Annotated in this window: 6 protein-coding genes; 1 reads left to right on the forward strand and 5 read right to left on the reverse strand. The window is 49.1% G+C overall.

Annotated elements, in window-relative coordinates; genetic code table 11:
• Positions 1-516: 516 nt before the first annotated feature.
• Positions 517-810, forward strand: a complete 294-nt coding sequence (locus Q4A89_RS11450) for a DUF2807 domain-containing protein (RefSeq protein ID WP_303185632.1) — start codon at positions 517-519, stop codon at positions 808-810.
• 128 nt (positions 811-938) lie between these two features.
• Here the strand turns inward: Q4A89_RS11450 and Q4A89_RS11455 are convergent, their stop codons facing one another.
• The 5 genes from Q4A89_RS11455 to Q4A89_RS11475 all read right to left on the reverse strand — a co-directional run bounded on the left by Q4A89_RS11455 (position 939) and on the right by Q4A89_RS11475 (position 5,876).
• Positions 939-2,147 carry an ROK family transcriptional regulator gene (locus tag Q4A89_RS11455; protein ID WP_303185628.1) on the reverse strand — a complete coding sequence of 403 codons (1,209 nt, stop codon included), beginning with the start codon at positions 2,145-2,147 and terminating at the stop codon, positions 939-941.
• 232 nt (positions 2,148-2,379) lie between these two features.
• The gene (locus tag Q4A89_RS11460) at positions 2,380-2,733 is read right to left on the reverse strand and encodes a winged helix DNA-binding protein (protein WP_303185633.1); all 354 of its coding nucleotides are present in this window, start codon (positions 2,731-2,733) and stop codon (positions 2,380-2,382) included.
• Between the two features lie 17 nt (positions 2,734-2,750).
• Complete coding sequence (gene trxA, locus Q4A89_RS11465; protein ID WP_260425477.1) at positions 2,751-3,170, reverse strand: thioredoxin; 420 nt, start codon at positions 3,168-3,170, stop codon at positions 2,751-2,753.
• Positions 3,171-3,217: 47 nt separating this feature from the next.
• Positions 3,218-3,418, reverse strand: a complete 201-nt coding sequence (locus Q4A89_RS11470) for a hypothetical protein (protein WP_303185629.1) — start codon at positions 3,416-3,418, stop codon at positions 3,218-3,220.
• A 13-nt stretch (positions 3,419-3,431) separates the two neighbouring features.
• A complete protein-coding gene (locus tag Q4A89_RS11475; protein WP_303185630.1) occupies positions 3,432-5,876 on the reverse strand; it encodes an FAD-dependent oxidoreductase in 2,445 nt (814 codons plus the stop codon).
• Between the last annotated feature and the right edge of the window lie 258 nt (positions 5,877-6,134).

The raw sequence follows: 6,134 nt of genomic DNA on the forward strand, positions 1-6,134 counted from the left end.
CTCACTGTCGCTAAGTGAGGCTTTGCGACGTCTACGAGCCTTTGGGGAACTTGTAAGAAGTGAATGATTTTGCATTTCCGCATCATAATTCTTGCTAAACCCACCCTAAGCATGCAAAATATTTCCGTAATTTTATCCTTGGTAATCATATGGGCATATTTTTGTAATTTGTTATTTTTTCAAGATTAAAGATACAAAACAATCCTATGATTACCAACTTTTATAAGACTTTTTTTATCCCGAACTCACGTAACGATTCTATTTCAAAGGTTATAGAGTCGTGTTTGTTTCATCCACTGTGTTCAAGGTTAAAGTGTGCGGTGTGTCATAACGGGCGAACGGCTTCGTTGCTTGCAGAATGTGAGCTCGGTCACATACGTTAGTATGCTCCCTCGCTCTCATCCTTAGCGCCCCCCAATTTCACCCATTCTTACACACCTAAAGAGGGTGTGCCCAAACATTGCGTTTTGACACACCCTCAGACAAGAAACGAAAGGGAACTCTTTTGCGTTAAGGATTAAAGACCCCAACGGGCGTATGCCTAAAGACACGGTGTGGGTTTATACGAATGCGGTGCGTAGCATTAGTTTAAATTTTTCGACTATTGAGATGCAGCAGCCGCTTACCGTCGACACATTGCAGGTGTCAGGCACCTCGTCACATGGTACTGTTTGGGTGAATGCCCAGAAGTTGGAGGTATCGGCCAAGGCCGGAAGCCATCTGGTAGTGAAAGGTAAGACCCATAAATTAGTTTGTAAAACCGTTGGTAATGGCAACTCGATTGATCATAAGGAGTTGATTGAAGAATAAGATTCTCGGTTTTTTGTGTCAGGGTTGGAATTAGATATTCGTTTGTCCGATATACTCCTGTCCTGAAGAAGTGGACTTCAGGATAAGAACATAATTGAAGTAATCTCTGATCACTTATCCTTATTTCTTCAGATCAGTCCCAGTATTTTGCTGCGCGAGAGGAGACAGGCGCCGATCACGCCGGCACGCTCTTGAAGGCGGGAGAGCCTAATCTCCGTATCCTGACTGACAAGATTCAGCGAATATTTCTTGATGGCGCTTCGGATGGGCAGGCGGATATAGTCGCCCGTTGCGGCGAGCGCGCCGCCGAGCACGACAAGCTCGGGGTTGAAAATATTGATCAGTCCGGCGATGCTTTTTCCGAGATTCAACGCAATCTGTTCGAGGATGTCGATACAAAGAACATCTTCTTTCCGGATGGCCTCGATCAGATCGGCCAGCGAGATCGGTTCGCCGCTTTCGAGGCGTGGCGCCAGAATGGTGCTGCTACCTTCCTTATGGCGTGCCACAAGATGCCGGTAGAGCGCTGCCCCCGAAGCCTCGGTTTCGAGACATCCTTTTTTGCCGCAATGGCAAAGAATCTCGTTATCGAAAAGACAGAAGTGTCCGAACTCGCCGGAGAAGCCCGATTTTCCGTAATAGAGGCGTCCGTCGACGATGATGCCGAGCCCCAGTCCCCACGTCAGGTTGAGGAAGAGGACGTTCTTTTCGCCCTGCACGACTCCCTGCATGTATTCGCCGTAAGCCATCGCCCGCGAGTCGTTCTCGACGTAGGTCTTGATGCCGAGTATTTCTTCGAAAAGTTCGGCAAGCGGTTTTTCTTCGAAATAGAAAATGCTGTAACTGTAGCCCGACATGGGATTGACGCGTCCCGATATGTTCACGCCGATAGCTAATATTTTGGAGCGAGGGATGGGCAGCACGTTGATGAACTGACGGATAATTTCACACAAGGTATCGAGTGCTTCGCGGGTGTTTTCGAGTTTGTAGGAGACGTTTTCGTTTATCCTGAGGCGTCCGCCCTTGAAATCGACGGCTGCCAGATGCACGCGATCGCGCATCACATCGACTCCGATAAAGTAGCCCGAATCGGGATTCAGTCCGTAGATGTTCGGTTTGCGTCCACCGCTTGTGTCTTGCTTGCCGAAGTCGAGAATATAGCCGTCTTCCTGCAGCTCGCCGATAAGTTTCGTGACGGTCGGCACGCTCAGGTCTACTTCTCTGCACAGTTCGGCGATTGTCGTATCGCCATTCGCTATATAATACTGAATGATTTTTTTCTTCAGCATCTCGGTCCGGTTGTTACTTTCGGCTGTAATCAAAAACTTTGCTCCCATATCTTTCGATTGTCGCGCAAAAGTAAACACTTTATCGCCGACGTACAATTTTTTTCAGATTATTCGGTCGTTTTTTTGCCGTGTCGTCGTTTGTCGTCGGACTTTCGGTTTGGGGCGTATGTGGCGTGTGTCGGTTCACCTGTTAAAAAGGCCTTTACACCGACTTTCTTTTGAGAAAAACCGGTGCAAAGGCCTTAAATAGGTGTTGATAAGGTGTATTTTCTGTATACTTCTACGAAGCGGTGATTTCGTTCAAGAGCTCCGGAATCTCCACCTCCTCGCAACAGATCGATGCGATTCTCCGTCGTCCTTCTTCCGTCAGGGAGAAATACATTTGCCGTTTATCGGCCGTGCCGAGGATGCGGGTGATCAATCCTTTCTCCTCGACCGATGCAATGACTTTCGACGTGTTCGACGGGGTCAGTCCCAACAACTCGCCAAGTTCGCCGGAAGATAAGCGTTCCGACTTTTGAAGCGAGCAGAGGAGCATCCCCTCGTTGAGGCAGATCCCGTAGCGTTTCACGAACCGCTGTTCGAAAGCGATGATGCTTCGCTGCACATCTCTTATCTTACATAGCTTATCCATATCGTCCGGCATCACAATTACTTCTTCAGCAAGATCTCGTCGATGGCCTTTTTCAGTTCGGCCTTACCCATGGCGCCCATGCTCATCTGAGGTTGCTCGTTCATCGGTACGAACAGTAACGACGGGATGGAACGGATGCCGAAGGCCGCGGCCAGCTCTTGCTCTTTCTCGGTGTCGATCTTGTAAATCACGATGCTGTCGCCATATTCGGCAGCCAGCTCTTCGAGGATCGGAGCAATCATTTTGCACGGACCGCACCAGGAAGCATAAAAATCGATCAAAGCCGGCTTGTCGCCCAGATATTTCCATTCCGACGGATTCGTCTCATAGTTCGCTACTTTCGTTAAAAACTCTGCTTTTGTTAATTCTACTGTTTTCATTTTTTCTTCGTTTTCAGAATGATTATGTTTGGCTTCTTTGTTGCCGCAGGCGATCATCGCCACCGAAGCAAATAAAATTAAAAATAATTTATTCATTGGGTCGATTATTTAGATGGTTTGTTAAACATGCTGAATAAGAGGCCGCCTGTGACAGCTCCCCAAATGACACTGCCAATGGGCGACGCCGTGATGGGGCAAGTACCACTTGCACAGCCTACGAATTTCCAATACAGGAATCCTCCCACGCCTCCCAGCAGGGTGCCGAGCAGGGTAAGCCCGTGTTTTTTTAATGATTTTGTTTCCATTGCTGTTGTATATTTATATGAATAGATTGACGTTCGCTTCTTCCGCGCGTTCCATGTAGGTGGCTACTCCGCCCACGGTGACTTCGTCGAGTAGCTCCTCGCGTTTCACGCCCATCACATCCATCGACATCTGGCAAGCGATAAACTCTACTCCGAGATCAATGGCTTGCTGACGCAACGTCTCGAGCGAGTCGATGCCTTTTCGCTTCATGATATGGCGCATCATCTTGCCGCCGATTCCGAACATACTCATTTTGGAGAGATGGAGCTTCAGGGAGCTGGACGGCAGCATCATCCCGAACATGCGTCCGAAGATATCTTTTTTGACCTTCGGCTTCGATACTGTTTTGATGACATTCAGTCCCCAGAACGTAAAGAATATCGTCGTTTTATGTCCTGTGGCGGCTGCTCCTCCGGCCAGTACGAACGTGGCCAGCGCCTTGTCGAGATCGTCGCTGAACATGATCAGGGTCTTCGATTTGCCATCGCACGATGTCACCGTCCGGCAAGCTTGCGATCCGCCTTTCTCGATGACAACCGTATATTTGCCTTTCTCGTCTGCCATCGAAATCAGACGTTGCCCCGTCGTGTTACACCATGCCTGAGCATCGCGGGCAAACCCGGGATCGGTGGCTACCATTTCAATGCGCTCGCCTTCGCCGATCGAATCGATGGCCTGTTTAAGTTTCATCACCGGTCCCGGACATTGCAGCCCGCAGGCATCGACCCGGATAACTTTGCTTTCATTCTTTACTTGATTTTCCATATTAACGTTATGCTTTGAGGGGGCCGGCGCCGGCTGATTGAACAAGGGCGCGACGGCGGTGGAATAAGTTTTATAGCCTCCCGAAAGGTTTTTTACTCGCGTGAAGCCGTTTGCCTGCAGGATTTGTTGCGCCAGATAACCGCGAAGCCCGACTGCGCAGAATGTATAAATCTCTTTGTCTTTGGGAACTTCGTCGAGGCGGTCACGCAAATCGTCGATCGGGATATTTACCGCGCCTTCGATCGATCCGAATCCATATTCTGCCGGAGTACGCGCATCGAGCAGGAACACCTTGTCACGGTCTGCCCGTACGACATCGCGCCATGAAACGACCGGCATCGTTCCGCTGACGATATTATTCGCCACGTAACCTGCGATGGCTATCGGATCTTTGGCCGACGAGAAGGGCGGGGCATACGCGTGTTCGACTTTCATCAAATCGTAAATCGTGCCGTCGTTTTTGATCAGCAGCGCAATCTGGTCGATGCGTTTGTCCACTCCTTCATATCCTACCGCCTGTGCACCATAGAGTTTGCCCGTTTCAGGGTGAAACGTGAGCTTGACGGTCAAAGGCAACGCGTCGGGATAATAGCTCGCGTGAGAAACGGAATGCGTCGTGGACCCGGCATAATCCATGCCCAACTGTTTAAGGCGTTTGCCGGCCAGGCCTGTCGAAGCAACCGTCAGGTCGAAAACTTTCGCAATCGACGTGCCCATCGCACCTTCGTATTTCGTTGTATTTCCGAAGACCATATTGTCCGCCACGATTCGCCCTTGCCGATTGGCCGGATTGGCGAGGACGTTTAAATAAGGTTTGCCTGTCAGGGGATGCGGATACTCGATGGCGTCTCCTATGGCATAGATGTTTTTTACCGAGGTTTCGAGGTATTCATCTACGCGTATACCTCCGGTCTCGCCGAGCGCTATTCCGGCCTTCTTCGCTAATTCGGTACGGGGACGGACGCCGATGGAGAGTATCACGATATCGGTCGTAAGCGTTTTACCACTCTTAAGGACGACTTCTATCTTGTCTCCCTTGCGTTCAAAACTTTCGACACTCTGCTCCAAGAAAAGCGATACTCCTTTTTGCAACAGATGTTGATGAACGTGCGAGGCTATCGAAAAGTCGACGGGTGCCATCACTTGGTTACCCATCTCGACAACAGACACATGGGCTCCTGTTTGGTGCAGGTTCTCGGCCATCTCCAGACCGATAAATCCGGCTCCGACAATCACCGCGTTTTCTACCTTGTGCGAAGTGATGTACGCCTTGATCCGGTCGGTGTCTTCTACATCCCGAAGCGTGAAAATCCCATTGCCGTCAATCCCTTTTAACGGCGGACGGATGGCTGATGCACCGGGAGAAAGCAATAGTTTGTCATACGTTTCCGTGTACGAAGAACCATCTGCACGCCGTATAGTCACCGTCTGTTTCGACGGATCAATGGCTACGGCCTCGTTTTCAATCCTTACGTCGATCTTAAACCGACGACCGAATGATTCGGGCTTTTGCACAAACAGTTTTTCGCGCTCCGCGATCGTGCCGCCAATATAATAAGGTAAGCCGCAATTGGCATACGAGATGTATTCTCCTTTTTCAAGCAGTACGATCTCCGCCAACTCATCCGCGCGTCGAATCCTTGCCGCTGCGGTTGCTCCTCCCGCAACGCCGCCTATAATCATGTATTTCATCTTGAATCAATCTTCTATTTTATGATATGTTCTATTGTATTCCAACGGAAATAATGGCGCAAAGATAAATATATATTTCCAATAAAACAAATTTCCGATGGAAAATTTATGTTTTAGAGTTGAAAGTCCTGTTTGAAATTTATCGTGTCATGCCTTTATCCCAAACTACGCGATACACTGTTCGGAGTTACCATTAATTAATTGTTAATTGTCAATGGTTAATTGTCATACTGGGTACATGATTCGGCGTGTACCATT

Source organism: Tannerella sp., assembly GCF_030528505.1.
Lineage (GTDB): Bacteria > Bacteroidota > Bacteroidia > Bacteroidales > Tannerellaceae > Tannerella.